We start from the raw sequence: 26,092 nt of genomic DNA on the forward strand, positions 1-26,092 counted from the left end.
CCCGCCGATGACGTCGCTGTCCTCCCTCGCCGCCACGCCCCACCAGATCCTCGACCGCTATGACGCGCTTCTCGTCGACCTCGACGGCACCGTCTTCCGCGGTGGAGTACCTGTCGACGGGGCCCGTGCCGGCCTTGCCGGACGCGCATCGGTGTACGTCACCAACAATGCCTCCCGTTCGCCGCAGCAGGTCGCTGAGCACCTCACATCCATCGGGTTCGAGGTGGAACCTGCTGACGTACTGACCTCGGCCCAGGCCGCCTGCACCCTGGCAGCGTCCATGCTGGAGGACAGTGCCCCGGCAGGCGGCGGCACCCGCCCGACCGCCTATGTGGTCGGTGCGGCGTCCTTCCGGGATCTCGCCACGTACGCAGGCTTCCGGGTCGTGGATTCCGCAGATGAACACCCCGACGTCGTCCTGCACGGGCACAGCCCGGAGAACAACTGGTCGATGCTCTCAGAGGCGGCACTCGCCGTGCGGGGCGGAGCGGTGTACGTGGCGTCCAACCTGGACACCACCCTGCCGAGTGAGCGGGGACTGCTCATCGGCAACGGATCACTTGTCGCCGCTGTCGTCAGTGCCACCGGCGTGACTCCGCACAGCGCGGGCAAGCCCGGCCCCGCGATGTTCGAGGTCGCTGCCCGCCAGCTCGGGGCCGAGCGTCCGCTGGCCGTCGGTGACCGGCTGGACACCGACATCGCCGGCGGTATCGCCGCCGGCATGGACACCCTCTGCGTCCTCACCGGAGTGTCCGGGCACCGCGAGATCCTGCACACCACCTGGCGTCCGACCTGGATCGCCGCGAACCTGCGGGACCACCTCGAGGGCTGGAGCGCACGGCAGGACGGCGACACGGTCGTCGTGGAGTCCGGTATCACCGGCGCTCCCGAGATCATGGCTGCAGAGGCGCTGGCTGTCTCCGCGCCGCTGGTGTGGGCCGCCGACGACAGGGGACAGGACCTCACCGTCGTCGCCGCCCCCGGTGACACGGCTGCTGTCGCCGCCCTGGAGGCGTGGCGGTGAGTGCCCCGCTGCCCGGCCCCGACCGGTTCGACGCCGACGCCCTCGTCGCAGAGGTGGACGCCCTGCTGTCCTCCGAGGCAGAAGGCGCCGAGGAGGCGGAACTGCTGGAGCGTGCCCACCGGGTGATCGCCGATGCGCTGGACGGGCACCGGAAGGATGCGGAGACACACTGATGGCCAAGTCCAAGGGAACGCAGCTACGTCGTCTCGACGCTGAGCTCGTCAAGCGTAAGATCGCCCGCTCACGCGAGCACGCCCGTGAGATGATCCTCGACGGCCGGGTCAGCGTCAACGGTATGGAGGCGAAGAAGCCCGCCACAGGTGTCGACGGCGAGGTGTCCATCCGTGTCACAGAGAGTGGCGACGACCGGTGGGCGTCCCGCGGTGCACACAAGCTTCTCGGCGCTCTCGCGGCCTTCGAACCGCAGGGCCTCGACCTGGCAGGTACACGGGTGCTCGACGCCGGGGCGTCCACCGGCGGTTTCACCGATGTCTGCCTGGACCGTGGGGTCTCCGAGGTCCTCGCCGTCGACGTCGGCTACGGCCAGCTCATCTGGCGGCTGCAGAACGATCCGCGCGTCACCGTGCTCGACCGCACCAACGTCCGCACCCTCACTCCCGACCAGCTGGACGGACAGGCGGACGCCATGGTCGGTGACCTGTCGTTCATCTCCATCGAGCTCGTGCTGCCGGCACTGGCTGCCTGTGTCCGCGACGGTGGCAGTCTGCTGCCGATGGTCAAGCCGCAGTTCCAGGTGGGCAAGGACCGGCTGGGCCACGGCGGCGTCGTCCGCTCGCCGGAGCTGCGTGCCGAGGTGACTCTCGGTGTGGCCCGTGAAGCACTGCGTCACGGTATGTCGACGAAGGCCGTGACCGCCTCCCCGTTGCCCGGTCCGAGCGGAAACGTGGAATACTTTCTGTGGTTGATCAAAGACGGTGGCGTGACGGCCCCGGATGATGAACAGCTGCAGGCAATGGTCGATTCTGCCGTCAAGGAGGGACCCCAGTGACCGACGAGACCCCCGCCCCCCGGGAAGTACTGCTGGTGGCGCACACCGGCGGAGATGACAAGCTCAGCTCCGCAGCCGCTGCCGCCCAGCAGCTCTCCGACGGTGGCCTGACCGTCCGCGTCATGTCCACCGGTGACCCCGCCCCGGTCGCCCGCCACGAGATCCTCGGGCGCTTCCCCCGCTACGGGCACACCCCGGACGCCGCACTCGGCGCGGACCTCGTCCTCGTACTCGGCGGTGACGGTACCTTCCTGCGTGCCGCCGACATCGCCCACGCCCAGGATGTGCCCGTCCTCGGTGTCAACATGGGTCACATCGGCTTCCTCGCCGAATGGGAGGGTGAGGACCTGCAGGCTGCGCTCGACCGGGTCATCGCCGGCGACTACCGCATCGAGAACCGCATGACGCTGTCGATCACGGTGCGTGATGCGCAGGGCCGCGTCCTCGGCACCGGCTGGGCGCTCAACGAGTGCTCCGTGGAGAACCTGAACCGTCAGGGCGTGCTGGATGCGATCCTCGAGGTCGACCAGCGTCCGGTGAGCTCCTTCGGCTGCGACGGTGTGCTCGTGTCCACCCCGACCGGGTCCACCGCGTACGCCTTCTCCGCCGGCGGACCGGTCCTCTGGCCGGAGCTGGAGTCCATCCTCGTCGTGCCCTCCAACGCCCACGCGCTGTTCTCCCGCCCGCTGGTCGTGTCCCCGGACTCGACCGTCGCCGTGGAGAGTAACCCGATGACGTCACCGGCGACCGCCGTGATGGACGGGTTCCGCCAGATCCACATGCCGCCCGGCTCCCGGGTCGAGGTGCGGCGTGGCCCGCAGGACGTCCGGTGGGTGCGCCTGGACTCCGAGCCGTTCGCCGACCGTATGGTCAAGAAGTTCCGCCTGCCGGTCACCGGGTGGCGTGGCCCGCGACGCTGACGATTGCGCCGAATACTGGAATCTCGATCATCTGTTCGGTAGAATTCGCCCCATCATGCTGACTGAACTGCAGATCCGGAATCTCGGGGTCATCGAGGAAGCCACGGCGGAGTTCGCCTCGGGTTTCACTGTCGTCACCGGTGAGACCGGTGCGGGTAAGACGATGGTGGTCACGGGCCTCAAACTTCTCTCGGGGGCGCGGGCGGACGCCCAGCGGGTGCGGGGTGGCACCGACAAAGCGTCGGTCGACGGCATCTTCCGCATCCTCGGTGGGAACGCAGACAGTGGCCCGGCAGACGGGGACGCCGACAAACTCGCTCAGATGGTCGAGGAAATCGGGGGCTATCTCGACGACGGGGAGGCGGTCGTCTGCCGCTCGGTCAACGCGTCCGGACGTTCCCGGGCGCACCTGGCGGGCCGGACTGTCGCCGCCGGTGTGCTTTCCGAGTTCACCTCCCGGCTGCTGACCATCCACGGCCAGTCCGACCAGCTCCAGCTCACGGATCCGGTGAAGCAGCTGCGTAGTCTCGATAACTTCGCCGGACTCGACAGTGACCGTCGGGAGTACCGCCGTCTGCGCCGTCAGTGGGCGGGACTGGCCCGGGATCTCAACGACCGGACCGTCAAACGCCGCGAGCTCGCCCTGGAGGCAGAGACACTGCGTCATGCACTGGCGCAGATCGACGAACTTGACCCGCAGCCCGGTGAAGACGAGGACCTCAAGGTGCGGATCAGTCGCCTGCAGGACGCCGATGACATCCGCGCGGCCGTGGCCACCGCGCTCACCGCCGTCGACGGGGACCCTGAGGGCGCGGGGGAGTCTGCCGCAGACGCACTGGGCATGGCGGCCTCTGTCCTGGAGGCTGCGGCGGGCGGCGACCCGAGAATCGCTGCTCTGGGCAGTCGTCTGGCGGGCCTGGTCGGTGAACTCGCCGACATCTCCGGTGAACTCGGGACAATGCTCTCCGCAGCTCCGGATCCGGAGAACCTGGAGGACCTGCTGCAGCGTCAGCAGGACCTGCGTGAACTGCGCACCTTCGCCGTCGATGTCGACGGTGCACTGGCCTGGCGGGACGAGGCGCGGGAGCGGCTCGGGGCCATCGACGTCTCCGATGACGTCCTCGAGGAGCTGCGGACGAAGGTCACCGAGGCCGCCGAGGAGATGCTCGACGCCGCCCGCCGGCTCGCGGCCGGTCGCATCGCGGCCTCCGCCAGGTTCGCTGAGGCCGTGACCGCTGAGATCAAGGGGCTGCAGATGGCCGCGGAATTCCGGGTGGAGGTCACCACCCACGGTGGCGACGGGAGGGTTCCGGGGAAGGACGCCACCACCGCCGACTGCGGTCCCGACGGCATCACCGAGGTCGAGTTCCAGCTGGTCCAGGGTGGGTCCGCCCACCCGCTGGGGGCCACCGCCTCCGGCGGTGAGCTTTCCCGCGTCATGCTCGCTCTGGAGGTCATCCTCGCCGGGGCGGGCCGCACGATGGTCTTCGACGAGGTCGACTCAGGCGTCGGTGGCCGGGCTGCCGTGGAGATCGGGAGACGGCTCGCCCGTCTCGCGGTCCACAACCAGGTCATCGTGGTCACCCACCTGCCTCAGGTCGCGGCGTTCGCCGACGCACATGTCCACGTCTCCAAGGCGGCGACCGATGCGACGGTGCGTTCCAGTGTGCGCACCCTCACCGAGGAGGAGCGGGTCGAGGAGCTGTCGCGGATGCTCGCGGGTCTCGAGTCGGACACAGGCCGGGCCCACGCCGAGGAACTCCTGGAGACCGCGCGGACGGCCAAGTCCGCCATGTGACCACTGCGGTCCGGTTCTCCCGTTCATTTTCGCCGTACGGTCGTGAGGTTTCGTGAGACGTTGCGTGACGCTCCAGGTGGGCGGCACCCCGGTCCGGTGCGGTAGCGTCAGCCCTATGTTGCTCACCCAGCTCGAGTACTTCGACGCGCTTGCCCGGGAACGCCACTTCGGACGTGCCGCCGCGTCCTGTTTCGTGACGACCTCGACGATGTCCGAGGCGGTCCGCAAACTCGAGGCGGAATTCGGCGTCCCGCTGGTCAACCGTGGCAGGTCCTCGTTCCGGGACCTCACTCCCGAGGGTGAGCTGCTGCTCACCCATATCCGTCGGATCCTGGCCGACCGTCGCAGGCTTGTGGAGGACCTCACTGCCGCCGGTGGAAACCTGTCGACGACCCTGCGGCTGGGCACCGTCCCCTCCGGTGACACCCGGGCCGCCGCCGTCATCGCCCGGCTCACCACCGCCCACCCCGGTGTCCGCGTGGAGGTGAGCACGGGGATCGGCAGTGCCGATCTCGTCGAGAAGCTCCGCTCCCACGACCTCGACGCCGCCGTGATCCACCCCGTCGACGACATCGACGGCGCCGTCGACCTGGACGGGCTCGCGCTCACTCCGATGGAACCGGTGCGCTACGCCGTCGTGCTCACCGAGGGATTGGTCGCCACCCTCGGACCGGGGCTGGGCCCGTCCCACGGTCCGGACGCAGGCCGGGACCGGATCAGCGCGGTCGATCTCGCCAGGCTTCCGGTCGCTCTGCTTTCCCCGGGAATGCTCGCCCGCACCTGTTTTGACCGGGCCATGACATCCGTCGGAGTGTCGGTGGCTCCCACCGTGGAATCCGGTTCGGTGGCCTCACTGACCGCTCTTGCGGCCACCGGCCGGTGGGCCGCGGTCGTACCAGTGGGAACTCCGGGCGTGACCTCCGGCGACCTGCGTCTGCTGCCACTGGTCGATCCGGTGGTCGAGATCCCTGCCGCCGTCGCCAGACTCGCGACCCGGCCGGTCACCAGGTTGGGCACCGCCGTCGACAATGCCGCCACCGGGGCGGACACCGCAGACACCGGAACGAACACCGGGAACGCGTCCGAGGTCTCCGCAGGGGACATGCGGTGAGCCACGCGCTGCGGTCGGTCGGCCGCACGCTGCGCAGGTCCTTCACCCGCACCCAACCCCGGTTCTCCGTTCCGGCGATCCTGTTGTCCGGGTTCGCGTCGATGACGGTCATCGCCCTGCTCGGGTTCTTCTCCGATATTGTCGGTCACCCACTGCTCATGGCGAGCTTCGGTGCGTCCTGCGTCCTCGAGTTCGTTCTGCCGAAAGCTCCGGTCTCCCAGCCGATCAATGTCATCGGCGGGCACATGATCTCCGCTGTGGCGGGACTGACGGTGGTGACCACCATGCCGACGGAATGGTGGTCGATGTCCCTGGCGACCGGAGCCGCGATCATGGTCATGGTGGCACTGCGCGTCCTCCATCCGCCGGCGGCGGGCATCCCCTTGATCATCATGCTCGACGGCGAGACCTGGAGCTACCTGCTCACTCCGGTGGTCATCGGCGCGATCTTCGTCACCGTGTGCGGATCGCTGTACCGGTGGGGGATGAAGAAGGCCAGGTTAGTGCGCTGACTGTGGCGCTCACCGGCGCGCCTCCGCCGGAAAAGGAGACCCACAGTTCACAATGTCCACCATGATCTTCTCCCGTACCGACGACACCCCAGGCATCCACGGCCATACCCGGGACTGCACCGGCGCGAAGGGCAGTTCCACACTGGCCAAGCTCGGCGAGGGCGACATCGTCGTCATCGACGCCCCGGACATCAACCGGGCACTCGCCCAGAAGCTCATCGACGCCAAGGTTGCCGGTGTGGTGAACACCGCCGCCTTCACCACCGGTAACGTCCCCAACTTCGGTCCCCAGATGCTGCTGGACGCCGGAGTCACCCTCGTGGAGAACGCGGACCCCGCGCTGCCCGGGAAGACGAAGAACGGGAAGAAGGGTCGCCTCGACGACGGCAAGATCTTCTACGGGGACCGCTCCATCGGCAAGGGTGAGATCCTCGACGAGGACACCGCCCGCACCCGGTTCCTCGATGCCCGTGAGGCGCTCGTCGACCACATGGAGGCGCTTTCCGGCAACACCGCCGAGTTCGTCAGCACCGAGGCCCCGCTGCTCATCGACGGACTCGGTGTCCCCGAGGTCGAGGTCGACATGGACGACCGGAAGGTCCTCATCGTCAGCCCTGACCCGGAGCTGGAGACCAAGCTCAAGGCGCTGCGCTACTTCATCCGCGAGTACGACCCCGTGCTCATCGGTGTGGACCAGGCCGTCGACGAACTGGTCCGGCACGGCTACCGTCCGTCGGTGATCATCGGTGACCCCGAGCTGATCTCCTCGGACAACCTGCGGTCCGGCGCGACTGTCATCCTGCCCGCCGACCCCGACGGTCACGCCGCGGGACTGGAGCGTATCCAGGACCTCGGTGTCGGAGCGATGACCTTCCCCGCCGCCACCGGAGACGCCACCGATCTGGCCCTGCTGCTCGCCGAATACCACGGCGCGTCCATGGTCGTGAACCTCGGACCGACCGTCGACCTGGAGCGCATCTTCGACACCGCCTCGGCCCCGGACACCCCCTCCTCGATGCTCTCGCGCCTGAAAGTCGGCAGCCGCTTCGTCGACTCCTCCGCCGTCGCCGAGCTCTACCGTGTCTCCCGCTCCGGCGGAGGCTGGCTGTGGGCGATCCTCGGCATCATCGCCGCGATCCTGGTGATCATCCTCATCGCGGGGCTCAGTGGTTCCGAAGGCTTCGTCGACAACCTCGTCGACAGCTGGAACAACATCGCCACGAAGTTCCAGGACCTGTTCTCGTGAGCGGCCCGAAGATCCTCGGTGGGGTAGCAGCCGGTATCGCCGCCGGAACACTGTTCGGTTTCTACGTCCTCGCCCCCAATGTGGAGGGTGGGCCCACGGCCGTGGACTCCGGTGTCCAGGAGGAGCTGGATTCCACCCGCGACGAACTCTCGGCGTCCACCGCCGGTCTGGACGCCGATGACGCTGTTCTCGATGAACTGGCCTCCGGTGCCGTGCGGGACGATCTCAAGGACCGCAGTGTCCTCGTCGTGGGCATGCCCGACGCCGACGAGGAGGTGGTCGACGCCCAGCGCGCGCTGCTCTCCGATGCGGGCGCGACGGATGCGGGGACGCTGTCGTTCACTGACGACGTCCTCTCCCAGGACAAGGCGGACGCCGTGAAATCCCTGGCAGCGAACACCCTGCCGGCCGGGGCGAAGCTTTCCGAGGACCGCCGGGACCCCGGCTACCACCTTGGTCAGGTCGTCGGTCAGGCGCTCCGCAGTGAGGGGGACCGGGTGTCGGAGGCCTCCGAGTCCGACCGTTCCCTGCTGCTCGGCGCTCTCGACAAGGGTGGTTTCCTCGACGGCGGGATCCCGGAGCTGGAATCCGCGGATGCCGTGGTCGTGGTCACCGGGTCCACCGGCGGATACGCCGGTACCTTCACCGCCGACCTGGCCGCGGGGCTGGACGCCGTCACCGGCGGGGTCGTCCTCGCCGGCGACTGGGCCTCGACCACCGACGGTGGTGCACTGGAGATCCTGCGTGCCGACCGGGCGGACACTGAGAAGGTCAGCACCGTCGACAACGCCGACCGCACCGCCGGGCGGATCACCGTGGTGCGGGCCCTGGCCCAGCAGTTGGACGGCAAAGCCGGGTCCTACGGCGCGGCGGAAAGTGCCGCGATGCCCTCGCTGTGATAGGCTGAAGTCCCGTAGGTTTTATCGGTTACCACCACGGGAGTTGACGTGTCTCAGGGGCGCAGCGAGCAGCACACCAAGTTCATCTTTGTCACGGGGGGTGTCGTCTCTTCGCTGGGTAAGGGCCTCACCGCCGCCAGCCTGGGACAGCTCCTCGTGTCCCGTGGGCTGACCGTGACCATGCAGAAGCTGGATCCGTACCTCAACGTCGATCCGGGCACCATGAACCCCTTCGAGCATGGTGAGGTCTTCGTCACCGACGACGGCGCCGAGACCGACCTCGACCTGGGGCACTACGAGCGCTTCCTCGACCGGAGCCTCACCAAGAACGCGAACGTCACCACCGGCAAGGTGTACTCCACCGTCATCGCCAAGGAGCGTCGCGGGGAGTTCCTCGGCAAGACCGTCCAGGTCATCCCGCACATCACCGACGAGATCAAGGCCCGCATCCTCGCCCAGGCCGCCCCGGACGCCGACGGCGTCGTCCCGGACGTCGTCATATCCGAGGTCGGTGGCACCGTCGGTGACATCGAGTCCCAGCCCTTCCTCGAGGCCGCCCGCCAGGTCCGCCACGAGGTCGGCCGCGAGAACATCTTCTTCATCCACGTCTCCCTGGTGCCCTACCTGGCACCGTCCGGCGAGCTGAAGACCAAGCCGACCCAGCACTCGGTCGCCGAACTGCGCAGCATCGGTATCATCCCGGACGCCATCGTCCTGCGCTGTGACCGCGAGGTTCCGCAGGGACTGAAGAAGAAGATCGCCCTGATGACCGACGTCGACGAAGAGGGCGTCATCTCGTGCGCGGACTCCTCCTCGATCTACAATATTCCGAAGGTGCTCTACAACGAGCACCTCGACTCCTTCCTCATCCGCAAGCTGAACCTCCCGTTCCGGGACGTGGACTGGACCGTCTGGGGCAACCTGCTCGACCGCGTCCATAACCCGCAGGGAGAGGTCACCGTTGCACTGGTCGGCAAGTACATCGATCTGCCGGACGCCTACCTGTCCGTCGCCGAGGCCATCCGCGCCGGCGCCTTCGGTGAGCGTCGCAAGGCCACCATCCGCTGGGTCGCCGCCGATGACTGCGCCACCCCGGAGGGTGCCCGGAAGCAGCTCGGCGACGTCGACGCGGTCGTCGTCCCCGGTGGCTTCGGTGTCCGCGGTATCGAGGGCAAGATCGCCGCGGTGACCTACTGCCGCGAGAACCTCATCCCGATGCTCGGCATCTGCCTCGGTCTGCAGTGCACCGTCATTGAGGCGGCCAAGGCCGCCGGCATCGACGACGCGTCCTCCACCGAGTTCGCCGAGGAGCTGGGTGCCACCGGTACCCCGGTGATCTCCACCATGGCCGAGCAGGAGGCTGCCGTGCACGGTGAGGCAGACCTGGGCGGCACCATGCGTCTCGGTGCCTACCCGGCCGTCCTGGCCGAGGGCTCGGTCCTGGCCGACACCTACGGGACCACCGAGGTCTCCGAGCGCCACCGTCACCGCTTCGAGGTGAACAACGCCTACAAGGAGCAGATCACCGAGGGGTCCGGTCTGCAGTTCTCCGGTACCTCCCCGGACGGCCGTCTCGTCGAGTTCGTCGAGTACCCGAAGGACGTTCACCCGTACCTCGTCGCCACTCAGGCGCACCCGGAGTACAAGTCGCGCCCGACCCGCCCGCACCCGCTGTTCGCCGGCCTGGTCAGGGCCGCTGTCGCCCGTCGCGAGGCGAAGTAGCCTCTCATGGCTGACCTCTACCGCACCCTGTCCAGCGACCTGCTGGTGGACGCTCCGATCCTCGCGTTGCGACGGGACCGGATCTCCACCGCCACCGGGGAAGCGACCCGGGAGGTCGTCGAGCACTTCGGCGCCGCTGCGGTGGTCGCGGTCCGGGAGACGGGGGAGAGTCGTGAGGTCCTGCTCATCCGTCAGTACCGGCGACCGGTCGGACGCTACCTCTGGGAGTTGCCCGCCGGCATCCTCGACCTCGTCGGCGAGGATCCGCTGACCGGGGCGCAGCGTGAACTGGCCGAGGAGGCCGGCGTCGCGGCGTCCGGGTGGCATCTGTTGGGCGACATCGTCACCTCACCGGGTACCAGTGAGGAGATCTGCCGGATCTTCCTCGCCGAGGGCGTCCGCCCGCTGACGGCGGAGGAGTCGGGTGCCCTGCCTGAGGCGGAGGGTGAGGAAGCGGACATGACGCGCCGCTGGGTGCCGGTCGACGAAGCCGTCGGTATGGTCCGCCGTGGCGAGGTGGAGAACTCAATTGCCGTCGCCGGTCTGCTGCACCTGGCTGTCGGGACGCGTCGTGAGGTGACCGAACCGTTCGCGAAGACCTCCGCCCTGGCCGACCGGCGGTCGGTCGGGCAGGAGCCCGGCACCGACATGAAGCATGTCCGCTGACACACCGTCACAGGATGCGGCACTGCGCCGCGACTGGTTCCGCCACCTGCGCACCGAGCGCGGCCTGAGCTCCAACACCCTGGAGAACTACGGTCGTGACGCCGACCGCTATCTCACCTGGCTCGACGGTGAAGGACTGACCGTCGCCACAGCACAGGTCGCCGACATCGAACGGTTCATCGCCGACCTGCGCAAAGGCAATGAGGTGACCGGGGGGCGGCCGCTGGCGCAGACCTCGGCAGCCCGGTCGTTGAGCACGGTGCGCAGCCTCCACGCCTTCGCTGCGCGGGACCGGGGCATCCCGGATGCCGCCGACGCCGTCCCGGTCTCCCAGCAGCGTGCGGACCTGCCGAAGGCCCTCACCATCGACCAGGTCACCGCACTCATCGAGGCGGTTCCGGTAGGGGAGGACGCCCGTCCGCTCGATCTGCGCGACCGCGCACTGGTCGAGCTGTTGTATTCCACCGGCGCCCGGATCAGCGAGGTGCTGGACCTCAATGTCGACGACATCGACCGGACCCAGGACACCGTCCTGCTGCGCGGCAAAGGTGACCATGAACGCGTCGTCCCGGTGGGAACTCCGGCACTTGCGGCGGTGGACGCCTACCTCGTCCGGGCACGACCGACCCTGGCTGCGCGGGGTTCGGGCCGGGCAGGCGGTGACGGGGCAGCGCTGTTCCTCACCTCGTCCGGCAGACGGATGCGACGCCAGTCCGGGTTCAATGTCGTGGCGGCGGCAGGGGAGAAGGCAGGGCTGGGAAAGGTGAGTCCGCACGCGCTGCGGCACAGCTTCGCCACCCATCTGCTCGCCGGCGGGGCGGACATCCGGGTGGTCCAGGAACTTCTCGGTCACTCCCATGTGGTGACCACACAGATCTACGCCAAGGTGACCCCGGACCTGCTCCGTGAATCCTGGGCTCTGTCACATCCCAGGACTTGACCAGCAATGCCTGCCGCAGGGCTGCTCCGCTGCGTGATACTGTGGCCCATGTGATTCCTGGGCCGGGGTGCCTCCGGACCAGGTCAAGAGAACGGGACGTGAGTCCAGGTAAGGAGCTTGACGCAGATGGCTGAGACCAACGACGGTCTGTTCAGGGAGCCTGAGATGGGCCTGACGGGCCGACCGCTGCGCGAGATCCCCACCCCGGCACCCGTCGATTCCCATGGACCCGCGACCGTCATCGCCATGTGCAATCAGAAGGGTGGCGTGGGTAAGACCACGTCCACGATCAACATGGGGGCGGCGCTGGCCGAGTACGGCCGTAAGGTTCTGCTCGTCGACCTGGACCCGCAGGGTGCCCTGTCCGCCGGACTCGGTATCCAGCACGAGGACCTCGACACCACCGTCTACAACCTCCTCGTCGACCGGGACGCCACGCTCGAGGACGCGCTGCACCACACCGCAGTCGAGAATCTGGACGTCATCCCGGCCAACATCGATCTCTCGGCCGCGGAGATCCAGCTGGTCAACGAGGTCGGCCGCGAGCAGTCGCTGGCCCGGGCGCTGCGTCCGGTGATGAAGGACTACGACTACATCATCGTCGACTGCCAGCCGTCCCTCGGACTGCTCACCGTCAACGCACTGTGCTGTGCCGACGGCGTCATCATCCCGATGGAGTGCACCTACTTCTCGCTGCGCGGCCTGGCTCTGCTGCACGATACCGTGGACAAGGTCAGGGACCGGCTGAACTTCCGCCTGGAGGTCCTCGGCATCCTCGTGACCCTCTTCGACCGACGGACCAACCACTCCCGCCAGGTCATGAACCGGGTGGTGGAGGTCTTCGGTGACCGGGTCTTCGACACGGTCATCACCCGCACGGTGAGGTTCCCGGAGACCACTGTCGCCGGCGAGCCGATCACCTCCTGGGCACCGTCCTCCGAGGGCGCCAAGCAGTACCGCGACCTGGCCGCCGAGGTCATCGAGAGGACGTAACGGTGGCTGCCGACGCTGCGGGTATGCCGGACGCCGTGGACGTGGCGGTCACCGAGCCTGTCCAGCCGGAGATCACCGGGTTCCGGGTCGCCCTGGCGAACTTCGACGGCCCCTTCGACCTGCTGCTCCAGCTCATCCACTCCCATAAGATGGATGTCACGGAGATCGCCCTGGCGACCGTGACCGACGAGTTCATCGCCTACACCCGGTCGCTGACCGGCTCGGCGGATGACCTGGACGAGGTCACCGAGTTCCTCGTCGTCGCAGCGACCCTGCTCGACCTCAAGGCCGCCCGGCTCGTGCCGCGGGGTGAGGTGGAGAACGAGGAGGATCTGGCGCTGCTGGAGTCCCGCGACCTGTTGTTTGCCCGACTGCTGCAGTACAAGGCCTACAAGTCCGTCGCGGAACTCTTCGCCGGCTGGCAACGGGACGCGGCGCGCAGTTACCCGGTCCAGTTGTCCCCGGAGCCGCAGTTCGTCGACCTCATGCCGCCGGTGGAGCTGGGGCTGACCCCCGACCAGTTCGCCGAGATCGCGGCGTCCGCGTTCCGTCCGAAACCGCACGAGGTCGCCACCGGGCATATCCATGTCCAGGCGGTGTCCGTGCCGGAACAGGCCGGGCACATCCTGTCGACGCTGCGTGTCGCCGGTGCCGACCACTGGGTCAGTTTCGCCACTCTGATCTCGGACTGTGACCTGTCGATGACCGTGGTCGGACGCTTCCTCGCGCTGCTGGAACTGTACAAGGCCCGCGCGGTGGGTATCGAACAGCCCGAACCGCTGGGGGAGTTGAGCGTGGCGTGGACCGGGCTGGACGTCGACCCGTCGGTCGTCGCGGCGAGCAACTGGGACTGATCAGGACTATCAAGGAGATTCAGCGTGGGAACCATGGAACCCGTGTCACTGCTGCGCAGCAGGCTGGAGTCACTGCTGCTCATCGCCGATGAGCCGACGACGGCGACGGATTTCGCCCGTCTGCTCGACGTGCCCGCGGCCGAGGTCACCGAGACCCTGACGGAGATCGCCAGCGAGTTTTCGGACCGGGGGATGGGCTTCGAACTGCGGGAGCGTGAGGGGGCCTGGCGGCTCTACACACGCCGGGACAACTCAGAGACGGTGGAGGCGAAGGTCCTCGACGGGGCGCAGTCGCGGCTCTCGCGCGCGGCACTGGAGACCCTGGCCGTGATCGCCTACCGGCAGCCGGTGACCCGGTCCCAGGTGGCCGCGATCCGTGGTGTGAACTGCGATGGAGTCATGCGCACCCTGACCCTGCGTGGGCTCATCGCGGAGGTCGGCGTGACCGGTGAGATCGGTGGCGCACACCTCTACGCCACCACGGAGCTCTTCCTGGAGCAACTCGGCATCGAGTCACTCGAGGCACTGCCGAACCTCGCCCCGCTGCTGCCGGATGTGGATCAGATCGACCTGCCGTGAGCGAGAATGATCATGGTGCGGTGATGGTCTACACTGGTGGGTCAGACAACTGAACATCCCTCGACCATGCCGCCACCGCGGCAACAGAAAGATTCTGAGGACACCGTGAGCAATCCCGCTCGCCGAGACGGCACACCGGAACGCAACGAACACAACAGGGACGTGGAGAGCTACATCTCCAACGCACGTCCCGCCCGCCACCAGCATGTGGCGGACCGCAAGCCCCCGAAGAAGGCCGGGGGCCAGGGGAACCAGAAGAAGAGGACCAAGTCCGATTCCGAGAAGACCCGCCTGCAGAAGGTCCTCGCGGCCGCCGGCGTGGCGTCCCGCCGGATGAGCGAGAAGCTCATCGAGGCCGGGCGGGTCGAGGTCAACGGCACCATCGTCACCGAGCAGGGCATGCGTGTCGACCCGGAGAACGACGTCATCCGCGTCGACGGCGTCCGCGTCATCGCCGACGAGGAGATCGTCACCTTCGCGCTGAACAAGCCGCGCGGCATCCACTCCACCATGCACGACGAGTTCGGTCGGCCGTGCCTCTCCGATCTCGTCGGTGAGCGAGTCGAGGCAGGCCAGCGACTGTTCCACGTCGGACGCCTCGATGCCCAGACCGAGGGGCTGCTGCTGCTCACCAACGACGGTGAGCTCGCCAACCGGCTGATGCACCCGCGCTACGGCATCAAGAAGACCTACCTGGCCACCGTGCTCGGCGAGGCCGACCGCCGGCTGGTGCGACAGCTCCTCGACGGCATCGAGCTCGACGACGGCATCGTCATCGCCGACGAGGTGCAGATCATCGATGCCTGGCAGGGCAAGTCACTGATCAAGGTCGTGATCCACGAGGGCCGCAAGCATGTCGTGCGTCGCATGCTCAAGGAGGCCGGGTTCCCGGTCCAGGCCCTGGTCCGCACCAAGGTCCACACCGTGCAGCTCGGCGAGCAGAAGCCCGGCACGCTGCGCGCCCTGAACCGTTCCGAACTGACGAGCCTCTACAACGCGGTGGGACTGTGATGACCGACCTGAACACCTTCGAAGAACTCAAGACCCTCGACAATGTCGTCGGTGGTGGCCTGATCATCGCCGTCGACGGTCCCTCCGGCACCGGCAAGTCGACCGTCTGCCGTCTGCTGGCCACCGCCGCGGACGCCAAGTACCTCGACACCGGTGCGATGTACCGGGTCGCCACGCTGCACGTGCTGCGCGCGGGTATCGACCCGACCGACGAAGAGGCCGTCGCCGAGGCCACCGCCGATCTGCCGCTGCAGGTCAACGAGGACCCGGCGTCCACGGAGGTGCTGCTCGACGGCGAGGACGTCTCCGCTGAGATCCGTGGCCCCGAGGTCACCGCCCACGTCTCCGCGGTCGCCGCGGTGCCTGCGGTGCGCGCCAACCTCGTCGCCCTGCAGCGCGCACTGGCGCTGCAGACCGGTCGCTGCGTGGTGGAGGGCCGAGACATCGGTACCGCCGTGCTGCCGGACGCCACCTGTAAGGTCTACATGACCGCCAGCGCACAGATCCGGGCGCAGCGCCGCTATGACCAGGACACCGCCGCAGGACGCACCGTCGACTTCGACGCCGTGCTCGCCGACGTGGAGCGCCGTGACGCCGCGGACTCCTCACGGACGGTGTCCCCGCTGCGTCCCGCCGAGGACGCCACCATTCTCGACACCGGGGAACTGGACATCGACGGGGTGCTCGACGCACTCGCCGGTCTGACCGTGGCCTCCGCCGCGAACCCCGCCGATTTCACGACCGCAGGGAGCAACTGATGAACGACGAGAACAACACCCCGGAGACCAACGGGGAAGAGCTGGTCTTCCGCACCACCGACGGCGCGATCGCCGGTGAGCCGGTCGAGGAGCTCGCCGACGAGACCGAGTTCTCCGAGTTCTCCGAGGAATTCGACGAAGACGACTTCTCCGACGAGGACTTCGAGGACTACGACGAGGGAGCCACCGAGTTCATCGTCACCGGTGGCTACGACGACGCCGAGGACTTCGACCTGCTCACCGGTGCCGGCGAGGACACCGACTGGGAGGCCGTCGAGGCGGCCTTCGGCGTCCTCGGTGACGACGAGGCCGAGCGTGAGGCGCTGTGTACCGTCGCCATCGTGGGACGCCCGAATGTCGGCAAGTCCACCCTGGTCAACCGCTTCATCGGCCGTCGCGAGGCCGTCGTCGAGGACTTCCCCGGCGTCACCCGTGACCGCATCTCCTACATCGGCGACTGGGGCGGACGCCGCTTCTGGGTCCAGGACACCGGCGGCTGGGACCCGGATGCCAAGGGCATCCACGGTGCCATCGCCCGACAGGCGGAAACCGCCATGGCCACCGCCGACGTCATCGTCTTCGTGGTGGACACCAAGGTCGGTATCACTGCCACCGACGAGATCATCGCCCGGCGACTGCAGCGCTCCGAGATTCCGGTCGTGCTGGTGGCCAACAAGTTCGACTCGGACTCCCAGTACGGCGACATGGCCGAGTTCTGGTCCCTGGGCCTCGGTGACCCGTACCCGGTCTCCGCGCAGCACGGCCGTGGTGCCGCCGATGTGCTCGACCAGGTGCTGGCGTCCTTCCCGGAGACGCCTCGGGAGACGTCCATCGTCGCAGGTCCGCGCCGCGTGGCGCTGGTCGGACGCCCGAACGTGGGCAAGTCCTCGCTGCTGAACAAGATCACCGGCGAAGACCGGTCCGTGGTCGACAATGTCGCCGGCACGACCGTCGACCCGGTGGACTCGGTGGTGGAGCTCGAGCAGCAGATGTGGCGCTTCGTGGACACCGCCGGTATCCGCAAGAAAACGAAGACCGCCCGCGGCCACGAGTTCTACGCTTCGCTGCGCACCCGTGCCGCGATCGACTCGGCCGAGGTCGTCATCTTCCTGGTGGATGCTTCCGAGCCGATCGCCGAGCAGGACCAGCGCGTCCTGCGGATGATCCTGGACTCGGGTCGTGCCCTGGTCGTCGCCTACAACAAGTGGGACCTTGTCGACGAGGACCGTCGTGAAGACCTGGAGCGCGAGATCGACCAGCAGCTCGCGCACGTGCCGTGGGCTCGTCGGGTGAACATCTCGGCGAAGACCGGGCGCGCACTGCAGCGTCTGGAGCCGGCGATGATCGAGGCCCTGGAGAGCTGGGACCAGCGCATCCCGACCGGCCAGCTGAACACCTGGCTGCGTGCGGTCATCGCCCAGACTCCGCCGCCGATGCGTGGCGGACGCCTGCCGCGTGTCCTCTTCGCCACCCAGGCAGCCTCGAAGCCGCCGGTGATCGTGCTGTTCACCACCGGCTTCCTGGAGCACGGCTACCGCCGGTTCCTGGAGCGGCGGCTGCGTGAGTCCTTCGGCTTCGAGGGCTCGCCGGTGCGTATCGCCGTGCGTGTGCGTGAGAAGCGGGACCGCCGGAAGAAGAAGTAGACGGGGTAGCCCGGGGCTGTCAGGCGCCTTGCCGGTGACTGGTGCCGGTACCCCGTATATCGAAATCTGCGAGCAAGGATCGCGCGAACTGCCGAGCTCGCTCGATCCTTGCTCTGCTGTGGTGGGTGTTGTCGCCCGAGCGACTACAGTGCTTCCGCGTCAGTTGAGGCGGGCGTCGGCCTCCGCGACGTCGAAGTGGGCGGGATCGTCGAGCATCTCGGCCAGCTCCGCCTCGGTCAGCAGACCTCCGCAGTTCTCCGGGGGCGTGGCACGCCGGCCACCGGTGACCGCAGCATCCGGTGCATCGTCGGCGATGGTGTCGAGGATCTTCTCCACCTTGATCTGATGGTTCCAGTTGTCGGTGTCGTCGTAGAGGTACCGCAGGGAGTCCCCGACCCCCTGCAGCGTCTCGTCCAGGCGGACCTGTGCCTCCGGGAGAGCGGCGTCGCCGTCGAGGGTGAACCGGTGGGAGTGGGTGTCTGTCCAGCCGAAGGCGGCCTGGATGACGCGGTGCACCGCATCCAGGGTGAGATCGGACCGGACCTCGACCCGGCGCCAGATCGGCGGCTTCGCACCCTTGAGGTCGATGCGCAGCTGAAGCAGCTGCGGGGTGGGCAACGCGGCGTGAGGAAGCTCCGGGGCATCCACGACGGGGGCTTCGGGCTCTGCAGCCTCTGCGGTCCCTACTGTCCCGGCGACTGCGGTAGGGGCCGGGGTCACAGCGGGTTCTGCGGCGGTCCCGGTGACCGGGGCGGTGTCTCCCTGGAGCTTCCTGTCGAGGTCTTCGACGTTGAAATAGGCCGGGGCGGAGGAACGCCGGACGGGGGCGGACACCTGTCCGGTCGCCGGCCGCGGCGTCATCTTGCGTCCGGACCGCTTCGCGGCCCTGGACTTCTTCGCCTTGCCGGCGACCTTCTTCTTTTTCTTCCAGGACTTGCTGCTCATGACACTCCAGCCTAACGGGTGCCGCGCCGAGCACTGCGGGGCCCCGGCGTGTGGCGCGTACTCACGCCCGTCTCAGATGTGCACAGCGGTCCTGTGGTTACCCGTTCCACCGTTCACCTTCCGCGCACCGCTTCGGGGATCGCGGTGATTTCCCGCGGGGTGACGCGGCAGCACCCGCCGATGAGGCGCACTCCGGCGTCGAGGAAGTCCGGGACGGCGTCGAGCAGGCTGGTGGTCGCCCCGTCCGCGGTTTCCTCCGTGCGCGGCAGCCAGCAACGGTTGACATGGTCCCACAGCTCGCCGCTGTTCGGGTACACGGACAGGGGAAGTGGTCGCCCCGCCTCAGCAAGCCCAGACCCCAGGGCACGGACACCGGCCAGGGCCGCGTCCGCGCTGACGCAGTTCACGCCGACGGTACGGAACGCCGGCGTTTCCGCGACGATGCGGGCGACCTCCGACAGCCCGGTCCCGTCGCTGAGAGTGACGCCGTCGGCCAGCGTCCCCGGGGTGCGGGGGAGCACCGTCACGCTGAGCAGCGCGTCCACGCCTGCGGCAGTGAACCCGTGGGCCAGCGCCTCGATCTCCCGTACCGAGGGCACGGTCTCGGCGATGAGCACGTCGGCGCCGGTGGACGCGAGGATGCGGATCCGGTCGCGGTGCCAGTCCGCCAGCTCGTCGACAGTCAGCCCGTAGGCGCCGTCGTACTCGGTGCCCTCACCAGGGCCCGCGCCGTAGGGGCCGACGGAGGCGGCGACCCACCGCGGTGCACCGGCGACCTCAGCGGCGGAGGACGCTGCCTCCTGCGCCACCGACACTGCCCGGCGCAGCAGGAGTTCGGACTCCGCCACCGCGTCCTCCCGGGACATGCCGGTGGCCACCAGACCGTCGACGGTCACCTCGTAGGAGCAGGCGGTGGCCACCTCCGCACCCGCGGCGAAGAAGTCGGCGTGGGACTCCCGGACCTCGGTCGGGTTGTCCTTGAGGACCTGGGCGGACCACAGCGCACCGGTGATGTCGTTGCCGCGGTCCTCCAGGCGGGTTCCCAGGCCGCCGTCGAGGATCACGGGATGGTGGGACAGTGTGGTGAGTAGATCAGAGTCGTTGTGGGCGGTCATCCCCGCGAGTATAGGCTGACCTCCATGTCAGTCGTCGCGCCGGACGTAGCAGACCCGACTACCGCCACCGGCCTGAAGCGCACCATGGAGCAGCGGCACCTGGTGATGACCGCCCTCTGCGGCGTCGTCGGCTCCGGCCTTTCCGTCTCCTCCGGCTACACCATCGGTGAGGCCGGCCCGCTCGGTGCCGTCCTCGCACCGATCATCGTGGATGCGGCCCCCATCGTCGGTATCGACAACTTCGACACGGACGCCTGACTCTTCCCCGCCGGCTTCGGCGGCATGCTCGTGGTCACCTCCGGTGTGTTCTACGCCTTCTCCGGCACCGAACTCATCGGGGTGGCCGCCGGTGAGTCGAAGAATCCGGAGAAGGTCATCCCGAAGGCCATCCGCACCGCGATGATCCGCCTGACCGTCTTCTTCCTCGGCGCGATCCTCGTCATCGCGGCTCTCGTGCCCTACGAGGACGCAGGCCTCGACGAATCCCCGTTCGTCATGGTCTTCGACATCGCCGGGATCTGCGGGATGGGAGACGTATGGGAGACGTGATGAATGTCGTCATCATCGCCGCACTGCTCTCGGCGGGCAACTCGGGCCTGTTCTCCTGTACCCGCATGCTGCACTCCATGGCGGGCGAGGGGCAGGCACCGAAGGCGTTCATGCGCACCACGAAGCGCGGTATCCCGATGCTTGCGCAGTGTGTCGATGGTCGGTGGTGTGGCCTCACTGCTGTCGAGCGAGATCGCGCCGGGCTGCACTACAAGGCGCCGGCGTCCCGGGTGCTGGCATCGATCTCCATTGTCGCGCTGGTGGCCTTCCGGCGGGGCTGACCAGGGGAAGTCCCTGCGCTTCTGGCATTGTCGCTCCCAGTACCGAGGCACGGAAGTCAGGTACCTGAGTTCCGTCTCTCGGTACTACCGGCTGTACGGGGACCTCGCTTCAGAAACTGACCCGCTTCGTGGCGGACCGCAGCCCCATCGCCGTGACCACCGCTACCGCAGCACATCCGCAGAAGTAGAGCCGCTCGGCAGCCGGATCACCGGGGGAGTAGAACCCGGACAGGACACCGGCCGCCGCCGTGCCTACCGCCATGGACAGGAAGTACAGGGCGGAGAACCGGGTGGCGAAGCGGTCGGGTGCGAGATCCCCGGCCGCCGCCATGCCGACCGGTCCGACGTTGATCTCCCCGAGTGTGATGAGCAGGGTCGCGGTCACCAGCACCGGCAGCGGCGTCGAACCCTCGCCGCCGTCGGCGAAGGGGACGAAGACGAGCATGCCGAGTCCTGCCATCGCCACGCCCAGGGACATCCGACGTGCCGGGGACGTTGCGCGGGCATCCTGACGGGGAGTGTGCCGTGACCAGAACCACCCGGTGACCGGGATAGCCACCAGCAGGAACACCGGGTTGAGCGACTGGGTCCACGCCGCGGGCATCTCCCAGCCGAACAGCGTGCGGTCCAGCCGCAGGTCCGAGTACACCGCGAGGACGCCGAAGTTCTGGTTGAGCATCGCCCAGAACACCGACGAGCCGATGAACAGGGGGATAAAGGCACGGATCTGGCCCCGCTCCGCCCCGGTAACGCCAGGTGCGGTGAGCATGCTGATGAAGGTGACTACGGCAACGAGGATGACGGCCACGAGCATGCCGTTGGTCAGGGCATCCACCCCGATCACACCGGTGGTGGCGAGGACGGCGACGGCGGTGACGGTGGCAGCCACACCAGGGACGACGAGGAGGACGCTGCGTCGGTCGGCGGGCTGGCCGGGGGAGAGGACAGCCCGGCGGGTGTCGTCGGTGAGTGTGGAGAGGTACCTGCGCCGCAGTGCGAGGTACATGGTCAGACCGAGGATCATGAGGACGGCGGCGGCGGAGAATCCGGCGCGGAAACCGTACTGCTCCTGCAGCCAGCCGGTGAGTACGGGGCCGAAGAAGGCGCCGGTATTGATACCGAGGTAGAAGGCGAGGAACCCGGTGTCGGTCCGGTCCAGGCAGCGGCCGAGTACGGCGACGGCGGAGGCCTTCAACGCACCGGAGCCGAGGGCGATGAGGGCGAGTCCGGCCACGGTACCGGGGGCACCACCGACGAGGCCCATGGTGAGGTGGCCGATGACGAGCAGGACCGCTCCGCCGGTGAGGGTGCGTTCGGCGCCGAGAAGTCGGTCGCTGACCCAGCCGCCGGCGATGGTGCAGAGGTAGACCGCGGCTCCGTAGGCGCCGATGACGGCGGTGGCGGTGGTGTGGTCCATGCCGATTCCGCCGAGGCCGGTGGAGTGGTAGAGGAAGTAGACGAGGATGGCCTGCATGCCGTAGAAGCTGAAGCGCTCCCACATCTCGATCCCCGCGACGGCGGCAATGGCGGTGGTGGCGGCGGTGCTGCCGGTGGGTGTTTCCCGCGGCAGACTTGTACGTTGTTCAAGTTGTGTCACCGGACATACTCAACCACCGATTTGAACACTGTTCAAGTCTGGGCGACCATAGTGATCATGCAGTCCGCATCCGACACCACCGCAACCACCGACTCTGCAACCACCGACGTCCGCCACATCTGGCACCCGTACTCCCCGGTTCCCGGACCCCGTGACAACCTCCATGTCTCCGGCGCTGAGGGGGTGAACCTCACTCTCGCCAACGGCCGCGTCCTCATCGACGCCATGAGTTCATGGTGGGCCGCCGCCCACGGTCACCGCCATCCTGACCTCATCGCTGCAGCCCACCGTCAGCTCGACATCCTGCCCCATGTCATGTTCGGTGGTCTGACCCACACCCCGGCTGTCACCCTCACCGACCGCCTGCTCACCGTGACCGGCGAAGCCTACCGGGACTGTCCCGGTGACGATCTGTCCACCGTGTTCTTCGCGGACTCCGGCTCTGTCGCCGTCGAGGTCGCGATCAAGGCCGCGCTGCAGACCCAGCGTGGATGCGGCCACCCGGAGCGCCGCCGCCTGCTGACCTGGCGCTCCGGCTACCACGGCGACACCTTCGGCGCGATGTCCGTCTGTGACCCTGACGGTGGCATGCACTCCCTGTGGTCCGGAACGCTCACCGAGCAGATCTTCGTACCCGCCCCGCCGGTGCGCGGCAGCAGCGACCGCGAGATCGTCGACTACCTGCGGGGCTTCGAGGCGCACATCGACGACACCGTCGCCGCAGTCATCATCGAGCCGGTGGTCCAGGGTGCCGGGGGCATGCGCTTCCACGATCACTCTCTCGTCGCCGGTGTCCGACGGATCTGCGACGCCCACGGCGTCCTGCTCATAGCCGACGAGATCGCCACCGGTTTCGGACGCACCGGTGACCTGTTCACCACCGCCGCGGCCGGAATCATCCCGGACATCCTCTGCGTCGGCAAGGCGCTCACCGGCGGCATGCTCACCCTGGCCGCCGTGCTCACCACCACGGCGGTGTCGGACGCGGTGAGTTCACCTGCCGGTGGCGGTGCCTTGATGCACGGGCCCACGTTCATGGCCAATCCGCTGGCCTGTACCGTCGCCACAGCGGCGATGGACCTGGTCACTGACGGATACTGGCGCAGCGCGGTACCGAGGATCGAGGACGAGCTCCGCCACGGCCTCTGTCACCTCGCGGACCTGGACCATGTCGCCGACGTCCGCGTCCTCGGGGCGGTCGGCGTCGTGGAACTCACCACCGCGCTCGACGATGACGCCATGACCGACGTACAGGACGCCGCGGTGGCCCACGGTGTGTGGCTACGCCCCTTCGGCCGCCTCATCTACTGCATGCCGCCGTTCATCAGCACCACCGGGGAGGTCGCCACCATCTGCCGGGCCGTCGCCGCCGCTGTGGCTGCCGCCGAGGAAGTGGCGGCATGATCATCATCGTCACCGGGACCGGCACCGATATCGGCAAGACCGTCGCCACCGCGGCTCTGGCCCGTTGTCTGGTCGAGCACGGACGCCGCGTCGGTGTCGTCAAACCGGTGCAGACCGGTGAACCCGGCGGACCCGACGAGCACGGGGACCTGGCGACCGTCCACCGGCTGACCGGGATCACCGATCTCCACGAGTTCCACCGCTATCCGGAACCGCTGGCACCGGACCTGTCTGCCCGCCGGGCAGGGCTCCCCACCGCAGAACTCCACGAAACCGCGGACCGACTCCGGACGCTGGACGCCGCCGACCCCGACCGGATCCTGCTCGTCGAAGGCGCCGGCGGCATCCTGGTCCGGCTCGGGGACAACTGGGCCCTCGCCGACCTCGCCGTGGAACTCGGTGCACCGATGGTCGTGGTCACCACGCTCGGCCTCGGATCACTCAATACCGCGGAGCTGACGGTGCAGTGTGCGCTCCACCAGGGGATCCGGGTACTCGGTCTGCTCGGCGGCAGTCTGCCGGAGGATCCTGACCTCGCGACTCGCCTGAACGTGGACGAACTCTCTGCGGTGACCGGGGTAGCTTTCCTGGGGAGTATCCCGGAAGGCGCCGGAGCACTGGGTACGGAAGAGTTCAGGAGGATGGCCCTGGAGAACCTGGACTGGCATACTCTGTCACCGTGGATACAGACCCCCAACTGAAGCGACACCGTCGGACGGTTGCAGCCTCTGACTCAGACCCCGGACGCATCCTCCTGCACGGCATCCTCACCCGTGAACGCCGCGCCGTGTTCGCCTCAGCCGCCCTGCTGACCTGCTGGGCGGTAGGGGAGACCGCCGTGCCCGCCGTCATCGGAGTCACCGTCGACGAGGCGGTCGGCCCCTCCGACGTCGGTCGACTCATCCTCTGGTTGATCATCCTCGGTCTCTGCTTCGTGGTGCTCAGCTACGGTTTCCGCAGCGGGTCCCGGATCGGCTGGTTCGCCCGTACCCGCCAGAAGCACCGGCTGCGTGGCGAGATCGCCACCGCCACCCTCGACCCGACCCGTCGATCCGCCGGACGCCTGCCCGGTGAGATCGCCTCGCTGGCGTCCTCGGACGCGGATGCGGCGACCGGCGTCCTACAGCAGGCGGCGATGGGCGCGGCCAGCATTCTCGGCCTGCTCGTCTGCGCCGGTTACCTGCTCTGGTCCGATGTGTGTGTCGGGGTGGGCGTTCTCGTCGCCACCCCACTGAGCATGGTCGTGTTGCGCCTGCTCACGCCCGTGCTCTCCCGCACCAGTCACCGACAGCAGGAGGGCATCGCCGCCGCGGGCGCTTCGGCCGCTGACGTGATGCAGGGCGTGGAGGTGCTGCGCGGTATCGGTGGGGAGTCCCGCGCCGCGCGCTGGTACCGCCGGCACAGTCAGGACGCAGCGGACGCCGGTGTCGCGTCCGCCGGTGCCTCAGGACGCCTGGATGGAGCCCAGGTACTTCTCAGTGGTCTGGTCCTGCTGATCGCCGCAGGGCTGGGAGCGTGGCGCGCGGTCGAGGGGGAGATGACGGTCGGCACACTCGTCGGCGTCCTCGGTGTGACGACCTTCCTCGCCGGCCCGGTCGGCATGGTCGTCGCCTTCATCGAGGGCTACACCCGGTCGGCGGCCTCGGCACGACGCATCGCCGACTACCTCGGCGAACCTGCAGGGGACACTGCAGGGGACACTGCAGGGGGCATTGCACAGGACGTGCCGGCCCCGTCACCCGGCGCGACGGTGACACTGGTACTGGCCGACGGCATGACCGTCGACTGTGCTGCGGGTCAGTTCACCGCCGTGGTCAGCGGGGACGCCACCGTCCACCGTCGGATCAGCGACGCCCTGGTCCATGCCGAGGGGCCTGGCACTGTCCTGCTCGACGGGGTGGACATCCGCTCGCTGGATCCACGTCTCCTGCCGCAGACCGTGAGGATATCGCCGCACACCGCGCATCTGTTCGCCGGGACGCTGGCCGACAACATCACGGGTCCGGGCACGCCGACGACCACCCTTCCTGCAGAACTGCTGGCTGCCAGTGGCGTCGACGAACTCGTCGACCTCTTCGACGCCGGTGCCGGTCATCAGATCGACGGTGCCGGAGCGAACCTGTCCGGAGGTCAGCAGCAGCGCGTTGTCCTGGCCCGTGCCCTCGCCGAAACCCCCCGTGGCGGGCGGATGACCAGGATTCTCGTCGATCCCACCACCGCGGTGGACTCGGTGACCGAGGCGAGGATCGCCGAGGGCCTGCACCGGCTACGGGGCAACAGCGACCAGGGAACCCTCGTGGTCGTGACCACCTCACCGACCCTGCTGGACATCGCCGATGAGGTGGTGTTCCTCCGTGCCGACGGAACCGGCGAACGAGGGGACCATGCCGAGCTGTCGGCCGGTGACGGCTACCGGGCGGTGGTCGCACGATGACTGACTCCGTGACACTGCCCACCGCGACCGCCGCGCAGGCCCGCGTTTTCCTGTGGGAACGACTGCACCCGCACCGGGGCAC

Annotated in this window: 27 protein-coding genes; 24 read left to right on the forward strand and 3 right to left on the reverse strand. The window is 68.3% G+C overall.

Annotated features, from left to right (window positions below):
* Window positions 1-7 precede the first annotated feature (7 nt).
* The 18 genes from ACZ9GM_RS04135 (at window position 8) to der (ending at window position 17,685) form a co-directional block, all read left to right on the forward strand.
* Complete coding sequence (locus tag ACZ9GM_RS04135) at window positions 8-1,024, forward strand: HAD-IIA family hydrolase (RefSeq protein WP_291475983.1); 1,017 nt, start codon at window positions 8-10, stop codon at window positions 1,022-1,024.
* Window positions 1,021-1,197: a hypothetical protein gene (locus ACZ9GM_RS04140; RefSeq protein WP_291475982.1), complete on the forward strand. Its 177-nt coding sequence runs from the start codon at window positions 1,021-1,023 to the stop codon at window positions 1,195-1,197. Before ACZ9GM_RS04135 ends, ACZ9GM_RS04140 begins: the two co-directional genes overlap by 4 nt.
* Window positions 1,197-2,033 carry a TlyA family RNA methyltransferase gene (locus tag ACZ9GM_RS04145; RefSeq protein WP_291475981.1) on the forward strand — a complete coding sequence of 279 codons (837 nt, stop codon included), beginning with the start codon at window positions 1,197-1,199 and terminating at the stop codon, window positions 2,031-2,033. The genes ACZ9GM_RS04140 and ACZ9GM_RS04145 overlap by 1 nt, the downstream gene beginning before the upstream one ends.
* Window positions 2,030-2,953 carry an NAD kinase gene (locus ACZ9GM_RS04150; RefSeq protein ID WP_291475979.1) on the forward strand — a complete coding sequence of 308 codons (924 nt, stop codon included), beginning with the start codon at window positions 2,030-2,032 and terminating at the stop codon, window positions 2,951-2,953. Before ACZ9GM_RS04145 ends, ACZ9GM_RS04150 begins: the two co-directional genes overlap by 4 nt.
* 55 nt (window positions 2,954-3,008) lie before the next feature.
* Window positions 3,009-4,751, forward strand: coding sequence for a DNA repair protein RecN (gene recN, locus ACZ9GM_RS04155; protein ID WP_291475978.1), 1,743 nt, complete (start codon window positions 3,009-3,011; stop codon window positions 4,749-4,751).
* Window positions 4,752-4,866: 115 nt separating this feature from the next.
* On the forward strand, window positions 4,867-5,862 hold the full coding sequence (locus tag ACZ9GM_RS04160) for a LysR family transcriptional regulator (protein ID WP_291475977.1): 996 nt from the start codon (window positions 4,867-4,869) through the stop codon (window positions 5,860-5,862).
* Complete coding sequence (locus tag ACZ9GM_RS04165; protein WP_291475976.1) at window positions 5,859-6,374, forward strand: HPP family protein; 516 nt, start codon at window positions 5,859-5,861, stop codon at window positions 6,372-6,374. The genes ACZ9GM_RS04160 and ACZ9GM_RS04165 overlap by 4 nt, the downstream gene beginning before the upstream one ends.
* Before the next feature lie 52 nt (window positions 6,375-6,426).
* Window positions 6,427-7,620 carry a putative cytokinetic ring protein SteA gene (gene steA, locus ACZ9GM_RS04170; protein WP_291475975.1) on the forward strand — a complete coding sequence of 398 codons (1,194 nt, stop codon included), beginning with the start codon at window positions 6,427-6,429 and terminating at the stop codon, window positions 7,618-7,620.
* Window positions 7,617-8,519, forward strand: a complete 903-nt coding sequence (locus ACZ9GM_RS04175; RefSeq protein WP_291475974.1) for a copper transporter — start codon at window positions 7,617-7,619, stop codon at window positions 8,517-8,519. Before steA ends, ACZ9GM_RS04175 begins: the two co-directional genes overlap by 4 nt.
* 48 nt (window positions 8,520-8,567) lie before the next feature.
* Window positions 8,568-10,241, forward strand: a complete 1,674-nt coding sequence (locus ACZ9GM_RS04180) for a CTP synthase (RefSeq protein WP_291475972.1) — start codon at window positions 8,568-8,570, stop codon at window positions 10,239-10,241.
* Window positions 10,242-10,247: 6 nt separating this feature from the next.
* Complete coding sequence (locus ACZ9GM_RS04185; RefSeq protein ID WP_291475970.1) at window positions 10,248-10,907, forward strand: NUDIX domain-containing protein; 660 nt, start codon at window positions 10,248-10,250, stop codon at window positions 10,905-10,907.
* Window positions 10,897-11,847, forward strand: coding sequence for a tyrosine recombinase (locus ACZ9GM_RS04190; RefSeq protein WP_291475969.1), 951 nt, complete (start codon window positions 10,897-10,899; stop codon window positions 11,845-11,847). The genes ACZ9GM_RS04185 and ACZ9GM_RS04190 overlap by 11 nt, the downstream gene beginning before the upstream one ends.
* 126 nt (window positions 11,848-11,973) lie before the next feature.
* Entirely contained in the window at window positions 11,974-12,840 is an 867-nt protein-coding gene (locus ACZ9GM_RS04195; RefSeq protein WP_291475968.1) for a ParA family protein, read from the forward strand.
* A 23-nt stretch (window positions 12,841-12,863) separates the two neighbouring features.
* The gene (locus ACZ9GM_RS04200) at window positions 12,864-13,694 is read left to right on the forward strand and encodes a segregation and condensation protein A (protein WP_291475988.1); all 831 of its coding nucleotides are present in this window, start codon (window positions 12,864-12,866) and stop codon (window positions 13,692-13,694) included.
* Window positions 13,695-13,727: 33 nt separating this feature from the next.
* Entirely contained in the window at window positions 13,728-14,273 is a 546-nt protein-coding gene (scpB, locus tag ACZ9GM_RS04205) for an SMC-Scp complex subunit ScpB (RefSeq protein WP_291475987.1), read from the forward strand.
* A 105-nt stretch (window positions 14,274-14,378) separates the two neighbouring features.
* Entirely contained in the window at window positions 14,379-15,284 is a 906-nt protein-coding gene (locus ACZ9GM_RS04210) for a pseudouridine synthase (protein ID WP_291475966.1), read from the forward strand.
* Window positions 15,284-16,042 (forward strand): (d)CMP kinase, encoded by a 759-nt coding sequence (gene cmk / locus ACZ9GM_RS04215; protein ID WP_291475964.1) that lies wholly within the window; start codon window positions 15,284-15,286, stop codon window positions 16,040-16,042. Before ACZ9GM_RS04210 ends, cmk begins: the two co-directional genes overlap by 1 nt.
* A complete protein-coding gene (gene der / locus ACZ9GM_RS04220) occupies window positions 16,042-17,685 on the forward strand; it encodes a ribosome biogenesis GTPase Der (protein WP_291475962.1) in 1,644 nt (547 codons plus the stop codon). The genes cmk and der overlap by 1 nt, the downstream gene beginning before the upstream one ends.
* A gap of 159 nt (window positions 17,686-17,844) precedes the next feature.
* On the opposite strand, the gene ACZ9GM_RS04225 is transcribed toward der, so the two are convergent.
* Both ACZ9GM_RS04225 and mmuM read right to left on the reverse strand, forming a co-directional pair.
* A complete protein-coding gene (locus ACZ9GM_RS04225) occupies window positions 17,845-18,630 on the reverse strand; it encodes a plasmid pRiA4b ORF-3 family protein (RefSeq protein ID WP_291475961.1) in 786 nt (261 codons plus the stop codon).
* Window positions 18,631-18,743: 113 nt separating this feature from the next.
* Window positions 18,744-19,745: a homocysteine S-methyltransferase gene (gene mmuM / locus ACZ9GM_RS04230; protein ID WP_476037330.1), complete on the reverse strand. Its 1,002-nt coding sequence runs from the start codon at window positions 19,743-19,745 to the stop codon at window positions 18,744-18,746.
* A gap of 24 nt (window positions 19,746-19,769) precedes the next feature.
* Between mmuM and ACZ9GM_RS04235 the strand changes: the two genes are divergently transcribed.
* From ACZ9GM_RS04235 to ACZ9GM_RS04245, 3 genes are read left to right on the forward strand one after another with little or no spacing between them, the layout of a single operon-like run.
* Window positions 19,770-20,003: a hypothetical protein gene (locus tag ACZ9GM_RS04235; RefSeq protein ID WP_291475957.1), complete on the forward strand. Its 234-nt coding sequence runs from the start codon at window positions 19,770-19,772 to the stop codon at window positions 20,001-20,003.
* Between the two features lie 24 nt (window positions 20,004-20,027).
* Complete coding sequence (locus ACZ9GM_RS04240; protein WP_291475955.1) at window positions 20,028-20,294, forward strand: amino acid permease; 267 nt, start codon at window positions 20,028-20,030, stop codon at window positions 20,292-20,294.
* Window positions 20,282-20,575, forward strand: coding sequence for a hypothetical protein (locus ACZ9GM_RS04245; RefSeq protein WP_291475954.1), 294 nt, complete (start codon window positions 20,282-20,284; stop codon window positions 20,573-20,575). The genes ACZ9GM_RS04240 and ACZ9GM_RS04245 overlap by 13 nt, the downstream gene beginning before the upstream one ends.
* A gap of 109 nt (window positions 20,576-20,684) precedes the next feature.
* On the opposite strand, the gene ACZ9GM_RS04250 is transcribed toward ACZ9GM_RS04245, so the two are convergent.
* Complete coding sequence (locus ACZ9GM_RS04250; RefSeq protein ID WP_476037331.1) at window positions 20,685-22,172, reverse strand: peptide MFS transporter; 1,488 nt, start codon at window positions 22,170-22,172, stop codon at window positions 20,685-20,687.
* A 57-nt stretch (window positions 22,173-22,229) separates the two neighbouring features.
* Between ACZ9GM_RS04250 and ACZ9GM_RS04255 the strand changes: the two genes are divergently transcribed.
* Genes ACZ9GM_RS04255 through ACZ9GM_RS04265 form a run of 3 tightly spaced genes read left to right on the forward strand, consistent with a single transcriptional unit; the run spans window position 22,230 to window position 26,010 of the window.
* Window positions 22,230-23,576, forward strand: a complete 1,347-nt coding sequence (locus ACZ9GM_RS04255; protein WP_476037332.1) for an adenosylmethionine--8-amino-7-oxononanoate transaminase — start codon at window positions 22,230-22,232, stop codon at window positions 23,574-23,576.
* Window positions 23,573-24,277, forward strand: a complete 705-nt coding sequence (gene bioD, locus ACZ9GM_RS04260; RefSeq protein WP_291475949.1) for a dethiobiotin synthase — start codon at window positions 23,573-23,575, stop codon at window positions 24,275-24,277. Before ACZ9GM_RS04255 ends, bioD begins: the two co-directional genes overlap by 4 nt.
* A complete protein-coding gene (locus ACZ9GM_RS04265) occupies window positions 24,256-26,010 on the forward strand; it encodes an ABC transporter transmembrane domain-containing protein (protein ID WP_291475947.1) in 1,755 nt (584 codons plus the stop codon). Before bioD ends, ACZ9GM_RS04265 begins: the two co-directional genes overlap by 22 nt.
* Window positions 26,011-26,092 lie beyond the last annotated feature (82 nt).

The organism is Corynebacterium sp. UD i78, assembly GCF_056280545.1.